Here is a 22,940-nt window from a genome sequence, read left to right on the forward strand (position 1 = left end):
GTATCTATCTTAAAATGTATCGTAAATTAAGAACCGCCTTGGTACGGATCCGTATGCCGGGTGGTGTGGAAGGTCGCCTAGGGAATTAATCCCTAGGCTCCTATCCGATTAGTAAGAAAAGTTATTCAATGTTTTGTGCTGTTTTAGGATTTTAATATTTTATTGTATTAAAAAAAACATATAATATATTTTTTGTATTAATAAAAATTGGAAAATTAAAATAATATGTTAATTTCGTCATGCTATACTAACCAAGACCAATTATATTATGACTAAAAAATTACTTATCCTACTATTTTTTTTAGGTTCATTCTTTCTGCATTCGCAAAACTTAGTTTGGAGAACAAACATGACTGATGCTATTGCAATAAGTAATGAATTAAGAAGACCAATGTTAATTTTATTCACTGCCTCAGGTGTACCCGAAAATCTTCAAAACGAAATCTTTAAAACCCCGGATTTTGCCGTATGGTCCCGTGATAATGTAGTCCTTGTTAAACTGGATTTATCAGATCCTAACGCAGATCAAAGTGATAAAGATCAGAATATCAAATTAAAAAATGCTTTTGGTGTTCAGGACCTGCCGGAAGTTTGTTTTGCAAGTGCTTCGATTCGAAAAAGTAAAACAACATTTAGTGCATTAGGAAAAATTGCTTACAAACCAGGCGGCGCAAAAGCTTGGATAGCAGAATCAAATGCAATTTTGCACCCAAGTGAATAATAAAATTTAAATTAAGTTTCTTAGTTTAATTTGTAGATTCCCTTTTCGTTTTTTAAACGGAAAGGGATATTTTTTTATAGGTCTGTTTCAGCAAGTTAATTAGGAGTTTAGCTATTTAAAACGGATTATTTTTTAGTTTTCTTAAAAAATTAGTGTTTTATTATTGTATTGCTGTTTTTGTTGTTTTTTATGTATTTTGTGTTTGAATATAGCTTGTTTGGTGAGGATATTATGTTAATTTAGTCGCGTAAACCTACCTAAAAACCAATTTAATATGACCCAAAAACTACTTATTCTACTCTTATTTTTAGGCTCATTTTTTCTGCATTCACAAAACTTAGTTTGGAAAACAGATATGAATGATGCTATCGTGGCAAGTGATACACAAAAACGACCATTATTGATTTTTTTTACTGCTACCGGTATTTCGACAAGAATCCAGAGCGAAATTTTTGCAACACCGGATTTTGCAGTCTGGTCACGCGACAATGTTATTTTAGTCAAACTGGATTTATCTGATGCTGCAGCATCTGATGTTGTAAAAGAACAAAATGTGAAATTAAAAAATGCTTTGGGTATTGACGAATTGCCACAGGTATGCCTTTTATTGGCTTCTGTCAGAAAGGGAAAGACAACTTTTAATAATATGGGTTTGATTCCTTATAGACAAGGAGGGGCAAAAGTGTGGATAGCAGATGCAAATTCGATCCTGAATCCATAAATAATTTAAGTTAAACTCCTTTAATCTAAAAGACCCCTTTTTGTAGTTTAAGCAAAAAGGGATTTTTTATTTTAATCTCTTTTTTTGATTGTTAGTCAGAACTTTATAAAATAAAGCTTGATTTTTTATTAAACAATTAAAAACCTATGGATTTATTGTTTAATCTGTATTTGTGTGTCTTTTTTAGCATTTTTAATTAATAAATATTAATTTTTAGTATCATTTGTGTTAAATTGGCTAAATAAATGTAATTTAAAAAAGCCTCATATGATTAAAAAATTACTTGTCCTGCTATTTTTTTTAGCTTCATTTTTAGTTCATTCGCAAAATTTGGTTTGGAAAACAAATATGAATGATGCAATCAAAATGAGCGATGAGCAAAGAAAGCCCTTGTTGATTTTTTTTACTGCAAATGGTATTTCTAAAAGCATACAAAGCGAAGTTTTCGAAACATCAGATTTTCTGGACTGGTCAGGTAAAAATGTTGTTTTATTGAGGCTCGATTTGTCAGATTCTTCAATATCTGATGAAGAGAAAGAACAAAATATTAGATTAAAAGAAGCTTTGGGTATCGAAGAGTTGCCGCAAGTGTGTCTTGCTGCAGCATTTATTAGAAAAAACAGGCCAAGAATCGACAAACTGGGACTGCTCAGTTATAAAGTTGGAGGAGTAAAACAATGGATCTCTGACGCTAAAATAATATTGCTTGGCGAATAAAAGCAAATTTCAATTTAGTTTAATTTATAAAATCCCTTTTCATTTGTAGCGTGAAAAGGGGTGTTATTTTTCAGGCAGGTCGTTTTCCATATTTTCTGGATAGCATATGAATTTGAAGCATCGGCAATTATAATTTTGGGATGTAAATCTTCTAAAATGCGTTCTAAGTTTATTTTCGGTGATTGGGTTAGTATCAAAATATCAGGTTGAATTTTACTTTCGTAAGTTCCTGAACTATCGATTACAAAAATCTTTTTTCCGTTATAGAATAAAGTGTTTTTAATTCTTTTAGTGGATTTTATTTTACTGAAATTTCCAACTAAATAAGAATTCAAAGCGTTATTTTTAGAAAAAGTGTCTTTTGTAAAGACAGTGATTTCTTTGCCTTTTCGTTTTGAAATCAGTGTGTTTTTCTTTGTGTTGTATACAATTAATTCATTTCCGTTTTCGATTTCTTTTTTTGTGCAGATCAAAGAAGCCTGTAACGAAACTATTGTGATTAGTAAGAATACTAATTTGCTGTACGTTGGTTTTTTACTCCAGATTACAGCTGAGATAATCACTAAATAAAGAGTCAGCAGATAATAAGAATTAAAACTAATATCTCGTATAACAAACCATTCAAACGATGCTACAATGTGAATTGTTTTGTTTAAAAGATAAATGCTTTTTTCGAAAATTTCAATTAATAATATTGGCGGAGAACAGTAAATGGCAATAAGCATTACGATGATTCCCGCAATCATTATAAAGGATAAAAGTGGAATTATAATAATATTGGTAACAAAAAATAAGCCCGGAAATTGATGAAAATAGTACAAGCATAACGGCAGAGTGCCTATCTGAGCAGCAAATGAAACGGTAAGTGCATTCCAGATCGTTATTTGGATTTTGTTTTTAGGAGTCCATATTTTTTTTAATACAGGCTGCAGCCAGACAATAAAAAATAACGCAAGATAACTCAGCTGAAAACCAACATCAAATAAAAAATAAGGTTCAAAAAGTAATATTAGCAACATAGAAACTAATAAGGTATGATAAATACTTCCGCTTCGTCGCAAATGGTTGCCTATTGCCAGAAACGAAAACATTACGACAGAACGTAAAACAGACGGAGATAATCCTGAAATTACAGCAAAAGTTGTGAGAGATAATAAAATAGAAAGCAGTTTTATTAGGGAGCCTTTTCGTGTATTTGGAATTGGTTTTAAAATAAAATTGATAAAAATCATGATAAATCCCACATGCAATCCTGAAACCGAAAGTATGTGAGTCGCTCCTGAATATTGGTAATCCTGAATAATATCTGACGCAATTTCTTGTTGCTGTCCCAGGATAAGAGCCAATGCTACATTCATTTCTTCTTTGTTGAATTTGGCCTTTTCAAGATTGCGGACTATTCGGGAATGAAGTTTGCCGGAGTAGTACCAAATATCTTTTTTGAGTTTTTTATTAATTGTAATTTCAGCTTTGTTAATATAAACCTGAGCATAAATTTGCTTGTTGGCCAGATATTTACTGTAGTCAAATTGGTTTGGATTTTTGTTTGAAGTGTTTTGCTGTAATGTAGTTTTTACTTTTATGACGCTTCCTATAATTGGGTTTTTAAGGCTGTCTTTTTGTATGTTGACAATTATTTTGCCGGAATAAGCCTGATTGTTAATCGTGTTTATTACTGCAGTAAAGCGGTCGCTATAGGAGTTGCTTTTGAGTTTTTCCCGTAATGTAAAGGTTATAAATTGTGGCGTTTCGAAGGCTTTTTTGCAATGAATGTAATTGGATTTCTGAAGGGAATTAGTGTGCAGTAATAAAGTTAAAATACCCACGAAGAAAGAAATGAAATAAGTGCTTGAACCAAAAAGGATATTCAGGTTTTTATTTCTTTTAATCGTAAAATAAGAAAGTAAAAAAATAATTAAACCAATACTAAATACTGGAAGGACAACATATATTGACGGTTGACAGTAGTAACAAAATAAAATACCGATAAGAAACCAAATTGTAATTTTTGTTAAAGGAAAATCTAATACTTTCATTTGCTAAAAGTATTAAATATTTTGTAAGAAAAGAATTATATTTTATTTTTAAGGCAATCTATTCGATAACCCTGTTAATCTGTACATATGAATTTTGATAATAGGCTTCTTTAGTAGACGAAATAATGACTCCTTTTGAAGTAGAAGAATGCACAAATTTTATTTCGGTAGAATTGACTTCGACAATAAGGCCAACATGATTGATTTGTTTACTTCTGTTGGTTTTAAAAAAGATCAAATCACCTTTTTGAGCATCGCTGAATTTGATTATTTTTCCAACCTTTGCCTGTTCATAAGAAGGTCTTGGCAATTTAATATTTTCAGACTCAAATGTAGTATATACTAAACCGGAACAATCATAGCCATTTCTTGTTGTTCCGCCAGCTTTATAGCGAACACCAATATTATCTGTGGCTTTGCTGATCAAATTGTTTACCACGTATTTGTTCTCTTTTTTCGACTCTTTTTTGCTCACAGCAGTCGAAGTCGATTTACAAGAAGCAAAAAGCACTGATAAAAGGAGTAAGATGTATATTTTTTTCAAACCAAAAAATCTTTAAACTTGTTTTAAATCAGCAACAATAAGTTTCGCCGTTTTTTTGCTTGCACCAACTCCGCCTAATTTTTGCTCAAGGATATCATAATTCTTAAGCAGTTTTTCGCGATAATTCGGTTCCAGTAATTTTTGTAATTCTTCTTTGATTCGTTTTGTATTGCAATCGCTCTGAATCAATTCAGTTACAACCTCCTCGTCCATGATTAAATTCACCAGAGAGATGTATTTTAGAGTAATAATACGTTTTGCAATTTGATAAGAAATAGTACTTCCTTTATAACAAACTACTTCCGGAACTTTAAAAAGAGCCGTTTCAAGAGTTGCAGTTCCTGAAGTTACCAAAGCCGCAGTCGAAGAACGCAATAAATCATAGGTTTTATTCGAAATGAACTTAATGTTTTTATTGCTGATAAATTGTTGGTAAAACTCAAAATCCTGACTAGGAGCTCCTGCGATTACAAATTCATAATCCTGAAAATCATCGACAACACTTAGCATGACACTCAGCATTTTGGTAATTTCCTGTTTTCGGCTTCCGGGCAAAACCGCAATAATAGGTTTTTCGCCTAACTGGTTTTCTTTTCTAAAAGTAGCTTCATCAAAAGGCGGCTGATTCTGAATAGCATCAATTAATGGATGCCCAACGAATTCTACAGGAAAATGATGTTTGTCCTCATAGAAGCTTTTTTCGAAAGGTAAAATCACAAACATTTTATCAACGTCATGTTTGATCGCTTTAATTCGGTTTTCCTTCCAGGCCCAAATTTGAGGTGAAATATAATAATGAGTTTTATAATTTAATTCCTTGGCCCATTTTGCAATACGCATATTGAATCCCGGATAATCAATAAAAATCAAAACATCAGGTTGAAATTCCAGAATGTCTTTTTTGCAAATTTTGATATTGTTTAAAATGGTTTTCAGATTAAAAATCACTTCAATAAAACCCATAAATGCCAATTCACGATAGTGTTTTACTAAAGTTCCTCCGGCTTTTTGCATTAAATCACCTCCCCAAAATCTAATATCAGCCTGAGGATCTTCCTCATATAAAGCTTTCATTAAATTAGAACCATGCAGATCTCCGGAAGCTTCGCCAGCTATTATGTAATATTTCATATAAATTTTCTTGAAAGTGTGCTCCAATAATCAAACACAACATTTTTTTGCATAGCAAAGATAAGATTTAAATAAATAAAGTAGAAATTGCAAGAACAATCACTGCAAGAACAACACCTCTTGCCATGAGTTCCTCATTTCTTTTTAACAGAATTCCAAAAACCGCAAGATCCAATACTGTTCCTATAGTGATTACTTTTCCCATGTATCCTTGCTGTTTTATGGTTTGAATTCCTGTAGAGATGTCAAACTTTGTAAAAAAAGCAACAAATAAATAACTGCCTAATAATGCAGTAAAAATCCCGATGATAAAACCAATAAGGATGTCTTTCTTACTCATTTAAGTTCCATGTATTAAGGAGTTGCATAGAATGATGTGCCGTTAGGTCAAATTGCACCGGAACTACAGAAATATAACCATTTTCTAAAGCCCATTCATCAGTATCTTCACCTTGGTCTTCGTTAGTAAATTTGCCTGTAAGCCAGTAATAATCTTTACCGTGAGGTGTTTGGCGCTTGTCGAATTTCTGTGCATAGTACGCTTTCGCCTGACGGCAAATTTTGATTCCCTTAATCTCTTCTTCTTTTAGTTTCGGGAAATTAACGTTCAGAACAACACCCGGAGGAAGCTTGTTTTTAAGCGTTTCCAAAGTGATTTTTTTTACGAATGATTTTATTTGTTCAAAATCAGCATTCCAGTCAAAGTCTAAAAGGGAGAATCCAATGGCCTGAATTCCTTCTATTCCTGCCTCGACAGCAGCACTCATGGTTCCGGAATAAATTACATTTATAGAAGAATTTGTACCGTGATTAATACCTGAGACACATAGATCAGGTTTTCTTTTTAGGATTTCATTTACTGCCAGTTTTACACAATCAACAGGAGTTCCTGAGCAGCTGTATTCGGTTATAGGATCTTCTTCTTTCGAAATTTTGTCAAGAAATAAAGTGTTGTTTATGGTAATTGCATGACCCATTGCGCTTTGAGGTTTGTCCGGAGCTACTACAACTACCTCTCCAATAGTTTCCATAACACTTATCAGAGCCCTGATTCCGGGTGCTAAGATACCATCATCATTGGTTACTAATATTAGGGGTTTTTCATTTTTCATGCTGTGATATTTATTCTGATTTGTCAAAATTAAGACTTATAAAAACAAATGTAGTAACAGATTTTAGTAGAATACTAACAAATAAGTAAAAATTGTAAACTAAATTCAAGAAGACTTTTGAGCGTCAAACATTTTTATATCTTTAACAAAAAATTATAGTGAACTTGGCAAGTTGACATAGTTTTTACAGTTAACTTAGATTAAAAAATTTGATGAATGCTATTATTAAGTTTATGAAAAGAAATTATAAAATACTTATAGCCGTATTATGCTTGTCTTTAACCTTATTTGCTTTTAAAATTAATGCAGATAAGTCAGTTGATCCGGACCCGAACAGAGATAAAACACTTTTAGAATTACTTGCATTTGTTATTGAAAAAGGACATTATAGTCCTGCGGAAATAAATGATGAATTTTCTAAAGGAATTTTTAAAGATTACGTAAATGCACTGGATCCTTCAAAAAGATTCTTCTTACAGTCTGATATTGATGAGTTTAAGCAATATGAGCTGCAATTAGATGATCAGTTTTTGAATAAGGATTTAACGTTTTTCAATCTTACTTACACAAGATTGATGAAACGTATGGAAGAAAGCAAAAAACGTTATAAAACGATTTTAGCTCAGCCATTTAATTATGATGTTGATGAAACTTTCAATGCTGATTATGATAAGCTGCCTTATGCAAAAAATGCGACAGAGATTAATGAAAGATGGAGAAAACAAATTAAATTGTCGACACTTTCTTCACTTGTAACGAAGCAAAAACTAGAAGAAGATAAAAAGAAAGCAGATCCTAATTATAAGGAAAAATCTTTCGAGACTCTGGAAAAAGAAACTCGTGATAGTTCTTTAAAATCATTAGATGATAACTTTAGCCTTATTAAAGATCTTAATAAAGAAGATTGGTTTTCTGTATATGTAAACTCAATTATGAGTCGTTTTGATCCGCATACAAGTTATTTTGCTCCGGAAGAAAAAGATCGTTTTGATGTAAATATCAGTGGAAAACTAGAAGGTATCGGAGCAAGATTAACCAAGAAAAATGATTTCACTCAAATAGATGAGTTAATTTCCGGCGGACCAGCCTGGAAAGGAAAACAACTGGAAGCAGGAGATTTAATCTTGAAAGTAGCACAAGGAAACGAAGAGCCTGTAGATGTTGTAGGGATGCGTCTGGATGATGTTGTGAAAAAAATTAAAGGTCACAAAGGAACAGAAGTAAAACTAACAGTTAAAAAAGTAGACGGAACTATCAAAGTAATTTCGATTGTCAGAGATATTGTCGAAATTGAAGAAACCTATGCTAAATCTAGTATTGTAGAAAGAAACGGATTGAAATATGGTGTGATTTATTTACCTAAATTTTATATCGATTTTGAAAATAAAGACGGTCGTGATGCAGGAAAAGATATCGCTCTTGAAGTTGAGAGATTGAAAAAAGAAGATATCAGCGGTATTGTACTTGACGTTCGTGATGACGGAGGTGGATCTTTATCTACAGTGGTTGATATTGCAGGTTTATTTATTGAAGACGGACCAATTGTTCAGGTAAAATCAGCAGGTAAAAAGAAAGAAGTTTTATACGATAAAGATAAAAAAATCGAGTGGGACGGACCATTAGTAATTATGGTAAACAGCTTCTCAGCTTCGGCATCAGAGATTTTGGCTGCTGCAATTCAGGATTACAAAAGAGGTGTGATCATTGGTAGTAAACAAACTTACGGAAAAGGAACTGTGCAAAATGTTCTGGATTTAAATCAATTCGTTCGTAATGCCAATTATGGTGATTTGGGAGCATTGAAAATTACAGGACAAAAGTTTTACAGAATCAACGGAGGTTCAACTCAATTAGAGGGTGTTCATAGTGATGTTGTTATGCCGGATCGTTATGCTTACCTAAAAATGGGAGAGCGTGATAATGAAAATGCTATGCCATGGGATAAGATTGATCCAGCGGATTATACTACGTGGAAATCGAATGAGAATTTTGCTAAAGCAATTGGCAATAGTAAGAATAGAATCGCTCAAAATGCACAATTCAAATTAATTGAAGACAATGCAAAATGGATCGATGTTAAAAACAAAGAGAACACTTACAGCTTAAATATCAATAGCTTTAAAGCAACTCAGGAGCAAGTTGAAAAAGAAGGTAAAAAATACAAACCAATTTCAGATTATAAAAATGATCTGGTTTTTAAATCTTTGCCATACGAAGAACTTGAAATGAAAAGTGATGCGAGCTTAAAAGAAAAAAGAGATGCATGGCATCAGTCATTGTCTAAAGATATTTATGTAGAAGAGGCATTGAATGTTTTAGATGATTTGCAATCTAAAGGTGGTGTCGCAAAAGGATCTGTTTCTCCTAAAATGAAAAAGGATAAATTAGTAAAATCTTAATTCTTTAAAGGATTAATTTGTTAGAAAACGCTTCAAAAAGTACTGCTTTTTGGAGCGTTTTTTTTGTAAGTTTAACTCAAAATTAAATACGGATAAATGAGGAATTGTATTGTTTTAGGTTTGATGGTCTTTGCATTATTGTCATGCAAAAAAGAAATGAGTGATAATGTTATGATTCAGGAAAAGGAATCTGGTTTTGTTTCCGGTCAAAATAGTACAGACTCACTGTATACATTTGCCTATCTGCCAAGTTCTACAACCAGACAAATTGTAAAACATCAATATTATACACTTTCTTATAATGAAAAGTTTGAGCAGGCTGAATGGGTTGCTTATGAATTAAAGAAAGAATACCTGAAAAATTCAAATTACAAACGTCCTTATTTTATTGAAGATCCAAAGGTAACAACACGTTCTGCAGATTGGAGAAATTACAAAAATTCAGGCTATGATAAAGGACATCTTTGTCCTGCCGGCGACATGGAATTTGATCAGAATGCTTATAATGATACCTTTTATACTTCAAATATTTCACCTCAGGATCATGATTTTAATAGCGGAATCTGGAATAGACTGGAGCAAAAAACACGCTATTGGGCAGATAAATACAATGATATTTATGTAGTAACAGGAGGGATTCTGAAAGATTCAGATAAAAAAATAGGAACAGAAAAAGTAGCTGTTCCTAAATATTTTTATAAAATTGTCCTCGCTAAAACGGGAAAAGAGCATAAAGCGATTGCTTTTTTGATTCCAAATGAGGACAGCAAGAAATCGCTTTATGATTTTGTAGTTCCAATTGAGACTTTAGAAAAAATGACAGGAATTGATTTCTTTCCCAATTTAAAAAACTTAAAAGACAGTAAGGATTTTTAGGATAGCGCTGCTTTCATAAGAACTCATTACTAAAGATATTTAGCGCAAAATAAACACGAATTAGTTGGTAAAATAATGTCACAAACTAAGTTAGCGTAATTAAACTTTGTGCAAGTTCTTACAATTGGTGTTTATAATATTTTTGTCTATAATAGTAGCTATTGGAACAGTCATCAGAATTGGAAAATTACAAGTTTTTTTGTGCTTTTCCCGGGTTAAATAGCATATAACTTAATAAGGCTAAAATCCAGACACCAATTCCTCCGTACAATAATACCATCTCAAAACCATGGGCAAGAGCTGCATGTAAAACAGATCCGGAAGAGTCTAAGATATTCAATTCCGGAAAATCCTGATTCAGGGACGAAAAGTTTCCGGCTGCCACTTTTTCTGCAATAGTGTGCAAGGCTGTTTTATTAAGAGATCCTGCAAAAGCAGCATTCAGATAAGAATAAATTCCCTCGACCAGAATAAAGCCCATTAATGCAATGTTAATAGATAGTGCAATCATTCTTGCGCTCATATCGATACCGGATGCCATACCAGCCCGATTACTCGAAACTGAACCTGTGGTGGTATTGGTCACCGGAGTATTAGTAAAACCAAGTCCAATACCGGCCATCAAAGAACCCGGAAGCATTGTAACCCAACTTGGATTGTCTGCAATCATACCATATCGCATCAAAATAAACCCTAATCCTAATATAAAAAGGCCAAATGGAATTACGATTCCTGAACGATATCGAACCGAAAAATATTCGGCAAATGGAGGAATGATTAAAGTAGGCAGCGTGTAGGCAAGCAAAGAAAGTCCTACTGAGACCACATCATATCCTAAATAGGTTTGAAAATAAATAGGCAAATAAATTATAAAGGGCCAGAAGCTGAAATTCATTCCTATAGAACCCATGATTGCGCCCGAAAAATCACGTATTTTGAATACAGAAAAATCAAACATGGGATATTCATTTGTTTTTTCGACCCATATAAATAAGATAAAACTTATTGCTGCAACAATTATACTGCCCAAAGCTATTGGGCTTGTGAAACCTAGATCCGGTCCTTGTGTAATAAAATAAATTAAGCCAAAAATAGCTGCCGACAAGGTAATCATACCCCAAATGTCGATTTTTTTAGCATGAGAATCCTTAGACTCGTCTACATAACCGTAAACCAAAGCCACGGCAAGAATAGCAATGGGAAAATGAATTAGAAAGACCCATTCCCACGATAATAATGCTATTATTGATCCGCCAATAATAGGTCCGAACCCTAATCCGACACCAAGAATAATTCCCCAGATACTAAATGCCCTGCTGCGTTCCTTTCCTTCCTGAAATTGATGGGATAAAGTGGCTACCTGACAAATTAACATTGCCCCGCCGCTTACTCCCTGAAAAAAACGGCTAATAACCAGAAACGTTATATTTTGAGCGAGACCGCAAGCTAAAGAAGAAATCCCAAATAAAATTAAGGTTATTATAAGAATGCGTTTTCGGCCATATCGATCAGCAAGAGTTCCTGCGGCCATTAGAACCGTAGTACAGCCAATAGTATAAATATTCATGATCCATTGCATGTCTCTAAGGTTCGCTTTTAGTACTTTTTCTAATGTTGGGAGTATTACGGGAACACTTGAGATTTCGAGAGAAAACATTAATGTAGCCAGGCAAATGGCGATTAAGGCAATTGTGTTTTTGGTTGAGGAAATTTTTTGCTCCATTTCTTATGTTGTTTTATGTTTGGCAAAAATAAACTGCTATAAGATGTTATTTCAGTACTATTTTGTTATAAAAAGGTATCTTTGCAGGATGAGAAAAGAAAACATGCATCAATCTGTCGAAGTGCTTTATAAAAAAGTAGATGAATGCCCAATTGTAAATTCACAATTTAGTTTCTTTCAATTGGTATATGTTATTTCAGGAAATGGATTTCTTCATATCAACGGCAATTGTATTTCTTATCAAACAGGGAATCTGATGTTGCTTACTCCAAATGACTATCACACATTTGATATTACAAATACAACTGAGTTTTTGTTGGTAAAGCTTAATAGCGAATATGTAAAAGAGTACAGGTCTAAAAGTATTGATCATATCGAATGTTTGTTGCATTATGCAACGCATTTGTCAGGCTGTATTTTGAATAGAAAAGAAGACGAGTTTCTTGTCAGTTCAATATCAGAATCGTTAGTACATGTTATAAACAGCAAAGATATTTATGATGAGGATTTAATAATTCACTATGTAAATGCGCTAATTGTAATTGCCGCAAGAAACATTGCAAAAATAAAACCACTGGGAATAAAAGAAAGTGCTGATAAAAGAATTCTTGAAATCATCAATTATATTCAGGCTAATATTTTCTGTCCTCAAAAAATAAAGGTCTCCGTTATAGCAGAGAAATTTGATATATCAGATTCCTATTTAGGAAGTTATTTTAAAAATCATTGTGGCGAAACGATCCAGTCTTTTGTCTCCAATTATAAAATAAGATTAATAGAGCACCGCTTAAGTTTTAGCGATATGAGGATCAATGAAATTGTAGATGAATTTGGTTTTTCTGACGAAAGCCATCTCAATAAATTTTTCAAGAAACATAGAAATATAAGCCTCACAGGATATCGAAAAGCTAAGATTCTGTTGGCTTAATTTTCGCTCTAAATGGATACAAAAAAAGCCGAAGATTACTCTTCGGCTTCTGTTATTTTTATCAGTTTTGAGCTTAGAAAGCAGTCAAAGCTTTTAATTCTGCAATAGTCTGAGTTGGATTCTCTGCTTTAAAAACAAAGCTTCCTGCAACTAATACATCAGCACCGGCTTCTACCAATTGTTTGGCATTTTTGCTCGTTACACCACCATCAATTTCGATAATTGTAGAAGCATTTTTGCGGGTAATTAAAGCTTTTAGCTTTTTAACTTTATCATAAGTGTTTTCTATAAATGATTGTCCTCCAAAACCTGGATTCACGCTCATAATGCAAACTAAGTCAATATCGTTTATTACGTCTTCCAGCAAATCAATATTAGTATGAGGATTAATCGCTACTCCGGCTTTCATTCCTTCTGCTTTGATTGCCTGAAGAGTTCTGTGAAGGTGAGTACACGCTTCATAATGAACAGTTAGGTTATTTGCACCTAAATCTGCAAAAGTTTTGATATATCTGTCCGGATCAACAATCATCAAATGAACGTCGATTGTTTTTTTTGCATGTCTTGAAATTGCTTCTAAAACCGGCATTCCAAAAGAAATATTAGGAACAAAAACACCATCCATAATATCAATATGAAACCAATCAGCCTGACTGTTATTGATCATTTCGATATCACGTTGTAAATTGGCAAAATCAGCTGCAAGAACAGAAGGAGCAATAAGTGTATTCTTCATTGTGTAGTTGTGTGTAGTGTTATTTTTGCAAAAGTAAGACTTTAGTTTTTGTTTACAATGAAATTAGATTTCATTTTTTATGAACCATTAAGAGATTAAGCTAATTAAGTTTAGTTTGCTTAATTAGCTTATTTTAAATTCATTGATAATTTAACTTTATGAAGCTTAATATGTTAATGGTTAAAATAAACACAATAAAAAACTCCGGTAATCAGCCGGAGTTTCAATCATCAATCAAAAAACGAACAGTCAATCAAACTGTTGTTTGCGTTAAAAAAATTCCAAGTTTTAAGTTTCAAGTTACTCAAAGTAGCCTGAAACCTGAAACCTGAAACAAATATTTTTTATCCTAAGTAAGTTTTAAGAATTTTACTTCTTGAAGTATGTTTTAATCTACGGATTGCTTTTTCTTTAATCTGACGAACACGCTCACGAGTAAGGTCGAAAGTTTCTCCAATTTCTTCTAAAGTCATTGGGTGCTGATCGCCAAGACCAAAATACAAACGAACAACATCTGCCTCTCTTGGAGTTAATGTTTCTAATGAGCGCTCGATTTCAGTACGTAATGATTCGTGAATTAACTCTCTGTCCGGGTTTGGAGATTCTCCAGAACGTAAAACGTCATAAAGGTTAGAATCTTCACCTTCAACAAGAGGTGCATCCATTGATAAGTGACGACCGGAGTTTTTCATAGACTCTTTTACGTCATTTACAGTCATGTCAAGTTCTTTTGCAATTTCTTCAGCAGAAGGCGGACGCTCGTTAGATTGCTCTAATAAAGCATACATCTTGTTGATTTTATTGATAGAACCAATTTTGTTTAATGGTAAACGAACAATACGGGATTGTTCAGCCAAAGCCTGAAGGATCGATTGACGAATCCACCATACAGCATAAGAGATGAATTTGAAACCACGAGTTTCATCAAAACGCTGAGCAGCTTTGATCAAACCTAAGTTTCCTTCATTAATTAAATCCGGAAGAGTTAATCCTTGATTTTGATATTGTTTAGCAACCGATACAACGAAACGCAGGTTGGCTTTTGTTAATTTTTCTAAAGCTTTTTGATCACCAGCCTTTATTCTTTGTGCTAATTCTACCTCTTCATCAGCGGTAATTAGGTCAACTTTTCCAATTTCTTGTAGGTATTTGTCTAACGATGCAGTTTCACGATTGGTTACCTGCTTGGTGATTTTAAGTTGTCTCATGTTTTTTGTCTCCTCAATTTTTAAGTGTACAAGTAGTTATACGTAAAGAGATGCGAAAAGGTTACAATATTTTTTATTTTTTTATTTTTCTAATAAAAAGAAAGCTCTTATTTGAGAATTGTTAAAGTTCTAATTCAGGCTTGAGCCCTTTATATCGATGATTTCTTTGATGAAAACGGGTTTTCCGGTGGACGAAAATCCTTCTAAAATTATTTCGAATTTACCTGAAACATCAGATGCGTAAAACTTTATTTTTGAATCAGCGGCACTTAAATCTACTTTTGGCAACCATAATAACTGATGTCTGTAATCAGGAATTCTGGCATTTTTAGGAGTGGCATAATCAGGACTGAAATATTCTTTTTTAGACTGAGGTCTCAAAAGCTCCGGTCTTATGATAAAACTTCCTTTAAGTTTTGTTTCATAATCTCCGTTTTTGGTAGTAAACGCAACCACACCATTAAAAGATTTTGAGCCATAATAGTAGATTCCTTTTACAACATTGATTTTATAAATATTTTTAGGATTATAGGCAAAGAGTTCATTCAGGTCTTCTATTATTAATCCGTCAACAATGATTAGTGGAGGCAGCTCAGATTCGTAATTTTGGTCGAAGTCGTAAACATGAATCGCATAGTTGTTTTTGTTCTTTGTATAGTACGTACCGTAGACAACCTCAGTTATAGTTTCCTGTACCGTTGGAAATCTTGTATAATCATCTAGTTTGTATTCTTTTGATAAATTACTGTAAAAAGGAATCGTATCGTTTGAAGATAATATGCTGTCTTTTTTGATGTTGTAATAAGCATTCTCTATTTGACTCGCGATTAACCTTTCGGAAATGTTTTGTTTGAATTCTGAATTGAAGGAAAGAGTAGGGAATGTCAGGCTTGAGAAATCGAGATCTTTTGGTTTGTCTATTTCAATAGTATAATCCTGTTTGTTGTCTTCGATGATTTGAACAACGAGATTTGAACCGGTATTGGATTTTCCCAGATTAAAAATGAATCTGCTTTCAGCATCAGTTTTGGTTAATTTTAAAACATAATTTTTGCCTACTATAGACAGGGCAACTTTTTTATTTTTAGTGTCTGAACTGGCGGAGGATATTTTTCCTGAAATTATTTCACCACGTAATTCCGGTAGAATATAATTGGTATTGTGTATTGCATTATCAGAGTTTTTATTGAGATTGCTTATTTGCAATTCTTTGAAGTTGGTTTTGTTTTGAGATAAAAAACCATCCGCTTTTTTTATTGAAAGGCTATAGTTGCCCTTGGTAAAATCATCAGAATTTGTTTTTATTTTAAAAGCTATTAAATCCCTGTTTGTATATGTTTTGCTTGTTAAGTCAAAAGATATATTTTCATCAGTTGCATTTTCTGAAAGATTTGATTCTTTCTGAGAAATTGTGTTTGTTACTTTTTCTTTATAGGGATTTACAATATAGAGATCGATATTGCAATATTCCGCAGCTCTTTTGTTTAGCATCCAATTGGTATAACCAATTAGTTTATAGTTTCCTGTTTCGAGCGTTGTAGGAATAAAAAAATCACTATTAGCCGTGCCGTCTTCAAGAAATAACTTATGAGTAAAAACGGTTTTTTTATTGCTGTCGATCAGTTGTAGGTAGGCAATCTTGCTGTATTTCGAAACTTGATTTGTTGATTTGTCGATACAGAAAACCTTGTACAATAAAGTTTCTCCCGTAAGATACGCATTAGCATTTGTGCTGATATAAAGCGACTCGTTTAGCGTTTTGTCTATCTCATTGAGTTCAGTAATAGAATTGGTTTTTTGAGCAAACGAACTTTGCTGTAAACTAATTGCCAGAGCTACGAGTAATATGTATTTTAATCTATCCAAAATAATGGTTTTATATTTGATGAAAATGAAGTGCAGTCTCCGCATTCTATAGGATATAATATATAGTCTCCGCTTTCGTCAGGAAAGTATGTTCTTAGTCCGCTTGCCAATAAGTTTAGAATTACATCTCCTTGGCAAGGCGGTTCATCAAAGCAATATTTATAAATATAGCTGTCCTTATCTGCTACAGGAATTGGAGCCGGACAATCATACTGATATTTTGGGATAAACTGCCCGGGAAGAACATCAATAAAATTGAAAAATAATCTCTTTTCTGAATAAGAAGATACCTCAAAATAACCAATTACTTTTTCTCCGGGGTTGTCAACCGGATTAATGTTTCCGTAAAAGAAACCGGGCTGGGTTTGTGATAAAATACTTCCGTTATTTGATATTTCTTTCAATGTTTCAAAGAAAGTATGAGCAGCAAGACTCTGAACATATTGTTTGACTAATATGCTATATCTGCTTCTGATAATAGGATCTTTACTGCTAATGAATCTCACAGGAAAATTAATTACTCTGTCCTCGCTCAGCTGGTTGGTATTTGTTAAGATTAATTCATTTGATTTCTGGCTTAAATAACAAATTCGGGCTTCTGAGGTTCTGTCTTCAAAAACGACTTTTCCTCTTGGGTTTGTACCGGGAGTAAAAAGAACCGGAACAGCTTTTTGATAATACCATTTAGGGGCAACAACCCTATAGGTTTCTTCGTATTCGTACCTGTAATATCTTGATTTATTGGTAGGATCTGCACTGTTTACGGTAATTTCGACACCAAGTTCACCATTTTTTGTTACCGCTTTAGATTCTAAACTGTTAATCTGGGTTTGTTGCGGCAATTTTTCTGTAGTCGAAACATAAGATCTTCCATTGCTTGTGCGAACATGCAATTGATATTGTCTGTCCGGACTTGCCTGAAATTGATCTGAAGAAACATACAAATCTTTAGTTTCCTGAAAATCATATTTAGTGCCAAGATCATCCGTTATAAACACTGTTGCTTTAGTCTCGAAGGTTGGTGTTTTTTCTTCAAGTTTATAGGTTCGGGATAATTTAATTTCCTGATGCTTATATTCATTAGTAATTGTTGCTTCTATCACAATAGCATCTTCAAACCCATTGGTCTGATACTGATAAGGTGTCGTACAGCCCAATACCGAAGAAAGAACTAATAGTACAAGAAATCTATATAGGAAGATTTTTTTCATAACCTTTTAAAATTTAAAATTATAGGTAATAGTTGGTATCGGCACCGAGAAAATAGAAGTCTGGTAGGCTTTTACCTGGCCTTCTTTAGTCACAAAAAAGATAGAGTACGGATTGTTTCGGCCTAATACATTATAAACAGAAATATTCCAGAAACTGTGAGCCAGTTTTTTTATTTTGTGATTCCCCTCAATATTTAATCCAATATCTAATCTGTAATAATCCGGTATTCTGTATCTGTTACGATCACTATACATCGTGTATTCTGCTCCGTTATACGTATATTTTCCAATAGGATATGTAATTGGACGTCCGGTTTGATAAACAAAATTCGAAGAAAAACTATAGCGATGAGTGATCTTATAATTCATTACGATACTCACATCATGAGGTTTATCAAAATTCGTTGGAAAGAAAGCACCATTGTTTACTTTTTCATCATTAAACTGACTGTCCAGTTTTATAAATGTTCTGGAATAAGTGTATCCAATCCAGCCATTAAGTCTTCCTGTTGATTTTTTTAGTAAAAACTCAATACCATACGCCTTACCATTTCCTTGTAATAATTCTGTTTCTAAATTTTCATTTAAAAGAATGTTTGCACCCACCTTATAATCTAATATGTTTTTAGATGTTTTATAATAACCCTCCAGGCTCAACTCAATATCTTTATAGTCTAGTTTTTTAAAGATCCCCAGAGAATACTGCAAGCCGCTTTCAGGTTTTACATTCAGGTCAGACAGTTTCCAGGTGTCAGTAGGCGATTGGGTTGTATTGTTCGTCAGGAGATGAATGTATTGATAGTTTTTATCAAAACCGGCTTTAACGAACAGGCTTTCATCAAAAATATAACGTAATCCTATTCGGGGTTCAAACCCTCCGGAAGAATTTATGACTTCATTATTCGCATAAACTTTTTCTTCTGTTACAGTCGACGGAGTTTTGGGAACGCCCTCTTGATAAATTTTTTGAGTAGAAGGGCCAAGAGCTGCATAATAAGAATATCGGGCACCAATGTCTAACAATAATTTTTCGGTGATTTTATATTTGTCAGAGAAAAACAAAGCCGATTCCAGACCTTTTTCATCGTCAATTTTTATAGAATTCACTAAGGATGATGCTCCGTTTGGATTAATTTCTCCCGGATTGACTTTGTATAATTTACTGGCTATTCCGTAAGTTAATCTGTGTTTGCTGTTCAACTCACTATTGAATTTCAGGCTTGCCTGAGTTTCGTTTATTTTATATTTAAAAATAAAAGATTCAGGATTCGCTGATTCATAATCAATGCTAAATTTATATTCACTGTTCGTCACATTAAGCTCACTGTTGTTTTTCTCGTTAAAAGAATGTTTCCATTTCAAAGAAACAAGACTGTTGCTGTACCTGTACAAAGAGTCAGGCGTTATGCTGTATTTGTCTTTACTATAATAACCCGTAGCCTCAACTGAATTGTTTTTATTTATTTTGTGACTGTATTTTGCAAATAAATCATAGAATGATGCCTGGCTATTTTTCAGGTTCTCATCGTCTAATGATTTTAAAATCCAATCAGAGTATGTGGCTCTTCCGCCCACTAACAAACTCGCTTTTCCTTTTACAACAGGAATAGAAGCAGTAAGATTACTCGTTACAGGACCAATACCTCCTTCTCCGGAAAATTTTTCAGTGTTGCCGTTTTTAGAAGTGATATCAAAAACAGAAGACAATCGGCCTCCAAATTCTGATGGTATGCCGCCTTTATAAATATCAACTTTATTTATCGTGTAGGGATTAAGAGAAGAGAAAAATCCAAAAAGATGAGCAGGATTGTAAATGGTTCCGTTATCCAGCAACATCAAGTTTTGATCTTCTTTTCCGCCTCGTACATTAAATCCTGAAGAACCTTCTCCAGCCGTTTTTATTCCCGGAATGGTTAAGGCAATTTTTAGTACATCTCTTTCTCCCAGAACCAACGGAACGGTTTTTATGCCCTCGGCTTCAATTGTTGTAACGCCTGTTATGGCAGTTCTGATGTTCTGACTGTTCTTTCCTTTTACAATAACCTCTTTTAATTGATTTATTTTTTCGATTATAGAAAAATCTAACGTTCCGTTACTATAGATCATTATTTTTCGGGAAGTATTATTGTACAAAATCGACTGAATTTCGATCGTAGCCAAACCTACCGGAAGTTTTAAACTATAAAATCCTTCACTATTAGTTATCGTTGATATTTCCGTATTTTTTACCTTAACAGTTACATCTCCTAATTTTTTGTCATCTTTTAGATCTGTTATATGACCGGAAAGCGTATAAAAATCAATCTCAGCATCTATCGTTTCCTTACCGATTAATGCGATTGGAGCTGTTTTTTCGGCTTTGTTTTTGGTAACCGAGTCGTATTGCTGAAAAAACACCGGGACATTTATATCCTTTGTTTTAGTATTCTGAAACGTATTATAAATGATGCTGTTTTTTGTTAAGATGATCCTGTTCTTATCCATAAAGAAGTTAAGGTCAGTATCTTCAAAAACTTTAGTCAAAACATCCTGGAACGGTTTGTTCGAAAAATTTCCTGACACTAATATCGTCGTATCAAACCAATCGTCCTGAAAATAGAACCTGTAATCAGTAGAAGCTTCTATTTTTTTTAAAACATCTATCCTGTTGATGTTGCTGTAACTAAGGTTGATATTGTTTTTTTGATCTTGTGAATAGAGCAATGGATTAAAACCGAAAAATAATAAAAAGATGATAAATATTCTCATTTGGCTAATTTCTACTGATTTTAATTATTGATATATTTTAAAAGATTCTTTGTGAATAGCGGAATATTCTCTTTTTTTAAGTTTCTATAAGTAAGGTAGAAATCATTTATTTTTCTTTTGCTGTCAGGGAACAATGCTATGATTTCTTTTTTATCATTGGCGGGGTAAAATTTGCCTTCTTTAAGTATGATAAATTCATGTTTGGGTATGAATTCTATTAAATCAATTTCTTGGTTGCTGTTTTTCTTCCTGTCTTTATAATATTTTATATAAAGAACAATGTTATTTCCTGCCGGAACCTCCTGATAGTATCCTTTTCTAAAAATGGCAGAATTAAATTCTTTAAGGTTGACAAATTTTTCAGTTCCTATTTTAAAAGAGCTGATGTTATTTTTAATAAGATTGATTTTTGTGGTGTTTTGGTCACCATACGGTTTTAGAACCAGTTCATCGCTATAAGTGTCAAGATTTAGAAGCAAATCAAAATATTCCTGATCGTTATAACGAATGCTTCCTTTTATAAAATCCTGCGAAATATAATAGCGATTGTGACCACTGATGGCCCTGTCAAAGTTTAAATGGGCAGGTCCGTTTTCAAATTCCAGCGATTCTACACCAAGGTTTTTATCGAACCAATTGTAGGCAGTGATTTCATTGCTGGTTTGGCAATAAATGGCGGGAGTATTTAATAATATTCCAAATAGAATAAAAGAAAGAGACTTTTTTTGAAGTTTTTTCAAAGGATTGGTGGTTTGAATGTTTTGGTATAGCTTTCCAAAAATATCAAAAAAATGTTAATATTTGATTTATTTTTATTAATATTTGTTATTTTAATGTGAATTTTGAGTAAAATAAGGGCTTGGTCTAAAATAAAAAAAACACCCAGACTTAAAAAAATTAAGCTGTAGTGTTTTTTAGCGAAAAAAGGGGCAAACTTTTTTATTCGGATAAGTCATCATATGCATCAAGCATATCATCGAATATTTTTTTTAATGATTTTATATAAATCGGAAATGCAATGAATAATAATATATATTCCTTTCTGAAAACAGTAACGTCATCAAGAATTTCATATAAGCTAGGAATAATTAATGTTAATGAAACCGCAACACCAACCCACGGATTATCTTTTATTTTTTTTAAAATGTCTAAAATTTTCATGTCTGCTTGTTTGGTTATTGCAATTTTCATTTTAGGCTATCTTGATTTTGGGGTTTCTAAGGGTAAATGTAATTTTGATTTCCCCGTTTGGTATAAAAAATGTCACGAAAGCCTTTTTTTATGTCATGAAATCTGGAGAACTTCTTTTGGATTGGGATATTTCTTTCAAAACAAAAAATCCTCCCGGGATGGAGAGGATTTTTAGAAATGTTTTTCGGATTGGTTTTTTAAGATAAAATATTCATTTTCTTTAAAAAATCTTTATACGTATCGCTAAGATTTATTTTATGATCGCCTTTCAGGATAATCAGATTATCTGCCAGAATAATCTCTTCGATTTTATCTGTATTGACAATCGTATTGCGGTGTGTTTTTACGAATTTATTCTTATCTAATAAATTACTGATTTTAGTCAGTGAGATCTGAATGACAAATTTTTCCTTTTCAGTAATGATATTGCAATAACGTTCTTCGACTTCAATATAGATAATGTCATTTAAGGCTACTTTTTTCAGAGAGCTTTTTTTCTTTATAAACAAGTAATCATTGCTAATCACGGTATCTTGTTCTTCGCTCATGAAAACATTTGTTTGAGCATAGAATTTTTCTACAGCCATTTCGATCGCATATAGAATTTCAAGTTCATTAAATGGTTTCATCAAAAAGCTAAAAGGTCTTGTGAGTTTAGCCCTTTCAAAAATTTGACGGTCTTGCGAACTGGTCAAAAACACGAATGGTTTCGAAGCATTAGGAATAATATTGATGGATTCTGCAAAAGTTATTCCGTCTGGTTTCCCGTCCAGAAAAACATCGATGATAATAATGTCTACAGGACTTTCGTAAAAAAGTTTTAATGCGTCTGTAAAATTTGCAGCAACTCCCGCAACGTTATAATTGTTTTCAAGTAAAACCTTGATAAGGGCATCACTTTGTTCAGGAGTATCTTCTATGATTAATACATTGATATTATCCATTGTTTATTGTTTTTGGAAGGCAAGCAGGTATGTGGTATTTTAAAGAAGTAAAGTAAAGAATTATTATAGAGAAAATGATTGTTTAAAAAAGGATTTTTTCAGGATGTTTGTTTCAAACAAAAAGACAT

General features: G+C 32.9%; 20 protein-coding genes. 6 read left to right on the top strand and 14 right to left on the bottom strand.

Annotated elements, in window-relative coordinates; translation table 11 throughout:
- Window positions 1-268 precede the first annotated feature (268 nt).
- The 3 genes from NJT12_RS16030 to NJT12_RS16040 all read left to right on the top strand — a co-directional run bounded on the left by NJT12_RS16030 (window position 269) and on the right by NJT12_RS16040 (window position 2,159).
- Window positions 269-721, top strand: coding sequence for a thioredoxin family protein (locus tag NJT12_RS16030; protein ID WP_271336937.1), 453 nt, complete (start codon window positions 269-271; stop codon window positions 719-721).
- 274 nt (window positions 722-995) lie between these two features.
- Window positions 996-1,442: a thioredoxin domain-containing protein gene (locus tag NJT12_RS16035; protein ID WP_271336938.1), complete on the top strand. Its 447-nt coding sequence runs from the start codon at window positions 996-998 to the stop codon at window positions 1,440-1,442.
- Between the two features lie 267 nt (window positions 1,443-1,709).
- Window positions 1,710-2,159 carry a thioredoxin domain-containing protein gene (locus tag NJT12_RS16040; protein ID WP_271336939.1) on the top strand — a complete coding sequence of 150 codons (450 nt, stop codon included), beginning with the start codon at window positions 1,710-1,712 and terminating at the stop codon, window positions 2,157-2,159.
- Between the two features lie 14 nt (window positions 2,160-2,173).
- Here NJT12_RS16040 and NJT12_RS16045 read toward each other — a convergent pair whose 3' ends face one another.
- The 5 genes from NJT12_RS16045 to surE all read right to left on the bottom strand — a co-directional run bounded on the left by NJT12_RS16045 (window position 2,174) and on the right by surE (window position 6,982).
- On the bottom strand, window positions 2,174-4,195 hold the full coding sequence (locus NJT12_RS16045) for a ComEC/Rec2 family competence protein (protein WP_271336940.1): 2,022 nt from the start codon (window positions 4,193-4,195) through the stop codon (window positions 2,174-2,176).
- Between the two features lie 58 nt (window positions 4,196-4,253).
- A complete protein-coding gene (locus NJT12_RS16050) occupies window positions 4,254-4,739 on the bottom strand; it encodes a C40 family peptidase (RefSeq protein ID WP_271336941.1) in 486 nt (161 codons plus the stop codon).
- Window positions 4,740-4,751: 12 nt separating this feature from the next.
- Complete coding sequence (gene lpxB / locus NJT12_RS16055) at window positions 4,752-5,870, bottom strand: lipid-A-disaccharide synthase (protein ID WP_271336942.1); 1,119 nt, start codon at window positions 5,868-5,870, stop codon at window positions 4,752-4,754.
- Window positions 5,871-5,937: 67 nt separating this feature from the next.
- Window positions 5,938-6,210, bottom strand: coding sequence for a hypothetical protein (locus NJT12_RS16060; RefSeq protein WP_271336943.1), 273 nt, complete (start codon window positions 6,208-6,210; stop codon window positions 5,938-5,940).
- A complete protein-coding gene (gene surE / locus NJT12_RS16065) occupies window positions 6,203-6,982 on the bottom strand; it encodes a 5'/3'-nucleotidase SurE (protein ID WP_271336944.1) in 780 nt (259 codons plus the stop codon). The genes NJT12_RS16060 and surE overlap by 8 nt, the downstream gene beginning before the upstream one ends.
- Window positions 6,983-7,194: 212 nt before the next feature.
- Here surE and NJT12_RS16070 point away from each other — a divergent pair, with 212 nt between their 5' ends.
- The gene (locus tag NJT12_RS16070; protein WP_271336945.1) at window positions 7,195-9,381 is read left to right on the top strand and encodes a carboxy terminal-processing peptidase; all 2,187 of its coding nucleotides are present in this window, start codon (window positions 7,195-7,197) and stop codon (window positions 9,379-9,381) included.
- 96 nt (window positions 9,382-9,477) lie between these two features.
- Window positions 9,478-10,257 (top strand): DNA/RNA non-specific endonuclease, encoded by a 780-nt coding sequence (locus NJT12_RS16075; protein WP_271336946.1) that lies wholly within the window; start codon window positions 9,478-9,480, stop codon window positions 10,255-10,257.
- Window positions 10,258-10,444: 187 nt separating this feature from the next.
- On the opposite strand, the gene NJT12_RS16080 is transcribed toward NJT12_RS16075, so the two are convergent.
- Window positions 10,445-11,980 carry an MFS transporter gene (locus tag NJT12_RS16080; protein ID WP_271336947.1) on the bottom strand — a complete coding sequence of 512 codons (1,536 nt, stop codon included), beginning with the start codon at window positions 11,978-11,980 and terminating at the stop codon, window positions 10,445-10,447.
- Window positions 11,981-12,068: 88 nt separating this feature from the next.
- Between NJT12_RS16080 and NJT12_RS16085 the strand changes: the two genes are divergently transcribed.
- Window positions 12,069-12,908, top strand: a complete 840-nt coding sequence (locus NJT12_RS16085) for an AraC family transcriptional regulator (protein WP_271336948.1) — start codon at window positions 12,069-12,071, stop codon at window positions 12,906-12,908.
- 73 nt (window positions 12,909-12,981) lie between these two features.
- Here the strand turns inward: NJT12_RS16085 and rpe are convergent, their stop codons facing one another.
- The 8 genes from rpe to NJT12_RS16125 form a co-directional block, all read right to left on the bottom strand.
- Entirely contained in the window at window positions 12,982-13,644 is a 663-nt protein-coding gene (gene rpe / locus NJT12_RS16090) for a ribulose-phosphate 3-epimerase (protein WP_271336949.1), read from the bottom strand.
- 344 nt (window positions 13,645-13,988) lie between these two features.
- Entirely contained in the window at window positions 13,989-14,852 is an 864-nt protein-coding gene (locus NJT12_RS16095) for a sigma-70 family RNA polymerase sigma factor (protein WP_140508168.1), read from the bottom strand.
- Window positions 14,853-14,981: 129 nt separating this feature from the next.
- Window positions 14,982-16,718 (bottom strand): hypothetical protein, encoded by a 1,737-nt coding sequence (locus tag NJT12_RS16100; protein ID WP_271336950.1) that lies wholly within the window; start codon window positions 16,716-16,718, stop codon window positions 14,982-14,984.
- Window positions 16,706-17,929, bottom strand: coding sequence for a DUF4249 domain-containing protein (locus NJT12_RS16105; protein WP_271336951.1), 1,224 nt, complete (start codon window positions 17,927-17,929; stop codon window positions 16,706-16,708). The genes NJT12_RS16100 and NJT12_RS16105 overlap by 13 nt, the downstream gene beginning before the upstream one ends.
- 6 nt (window positions 17,930-17,935) lie before the next feature.
- Window positions 17,936-20,677, bottom strand: coding sequence for a TonB-dependent receptor (locus NJT12_RS16110; protein ID WP_271336952.1), 2,742 nt, complete (start codon window positions 20,675-20,677; stop codon window positions 17,936-17,938).
- A gap of 20 nt (window positions 20,678-20,697) precedes the next feature.
- A complete protein-coding gene (locus NJT12_RS16115) occupies window positions 20,698-21,417 on the bottom strand; it encodes a hypothetical protein (protein ID WP_271336953.1) in 720 nt (239 codons plus the stop codon).
- 199 nt (window positions 21,418-21,616) lie between these two features.
- Window positions 21,617-21,868 carry a hypothetical protein gene (locus NJT12_RS16120; protein WP_271336954.1) on the bottom strand — a complete coding sequence of 84 codons (252 nt, stop codon included), beginning with the start codon at window positions 21,866-21,868 and terminating at the stop codon, window positions 21,617-21,619.
- 197 nt (window positions 21,869-22,065) lie between these two features.
- Window positions 22,066-22,812, bottom strand: a complete 747-nt coding sequence (locus NJT12_RS16125) for a LytR/AlgR family response regulator transcription factor (protein ID WP_271336955.1) — start codon at window positions 22,810-22,812, stop codon at window positions 22,066-22,068.
- Window positions 22,813-22,940: the final 128 nt, after the last annotated feature.

Source organism: Flavobacterium azizsancarii, assembly GCF_027980145.1.
Lineage (GTDB): Bacteria > Bacteroidota > Bacteroidia > Flavobacteriales > Flavobacteriaceae > Flavobacterium > Flavobacterium azizsancarii.